Raw genomic sequence first — 1180 nt, forward strand, 5'->3', positions numbered from 1 at the left:
TCTCACCAGGTGTGGCCCCCCTTCTCCCGAAGTTACGGGGGCATTTTGCCGAGTTCCTTAACCATAGTTCACCCGAACGCCTCGGTATTCTCTACCTGACCACCTGAGTCGGTTTAGGGTACGGGCCGCCATGAAACTCGCTAGAGGCTTTTCTCGACAGCATAGGATCATCCACTTCACCACAATCGGCTCGGCATCAGGTCTCAGCCGTATGCAAGGCGGATTTGCCTACCTTGCGGCCTACACCCTTACCCCGGGACAACCACCGCCCGGGATGGACTACCTTCCTGCGTCACCCCATCACTCACCTACTACAAGTCTGGTCCGTCGGCTCCACCACTCCCCTTTGCCCGAAGGCTCCGGGGCGGCTTCACGGACTTAGCATCGCCTGATTCAATGTTTGACGCTTCACAGCGGGTACCGGAATATCAACCGGTTATCCATCGACTACGCCTGTCGGCCTCGCCTTAGGTCCCGACTTACCCTGGGCAGATCAGCTTGACCCAGGAACCCTTAGTCAATCGGCGCAAACGTTTCTCACGTTTGTATCGCTACTCATGCCTGCATTCTCACTCGTCAACCGTCCACGACTACCTTCCGGTGCCGCTTCACCCGGCAGACGACGCTCCCCTACCCATCCGTACAGGCGTTGGCCCTGTATGTACGAATGACACGACTTCGGCGGTACGCTTGAGCCCCGCTACATTGTCGGCGCGGAATCACTAGACCAGTGAGCTATTACGCACTCTTTCAAGGGTGGCTGCTTCTAAGCCAACCTCCTGGTTGTCTGTGCGACTCCACATCCTTTCCCACTTAGCGTACGCTTAGGGGCCTTAGTCGATGCTCTGGGCTGTTTCCCTCTCGACCATGGAGCTTATCCCCCACAGTCTCACTGCCGCGCTCTCACTTACCGGCATTCGGAGTTTGGCTAAGGTCAGTAACCCGGTAGGGCCCATCGCCTATCCAGTGCTCTACCTCCGGCAAGAAACACACGACGCTGCACCTAAATGCATTTCGGGGAGAACCAGCTATCACGGAGTTTGATTGGCCTTTCACCCCTAACCACAGGTCATCCCCCAGGTTTTCAACCCTGGTGGGTTCGGTCCTCCACGAAGTCTTACCTCCGCTTCAACCTGCCCATGGCTAGATCACTCCGCTTCGGGTCTTGAGCGCGCTACTA

The 1180-nt window shown here is 57.1% G+C and carries 1 rRNA gene (cut by a window edge); it reads right to left on the reverse strand.

The annotated features are described in order from the left end of the window. Window positions 1–1180, reverse strand: a 23S ribosomal RNA gene (locus ACWGKT_RS48360) (its annotated part extends 1284 nt beyond the left edge of the window); the annotation flags it as partial.

This window comes from Streptomyces sp. NPDC054794 (assembly GCF_053611585.1).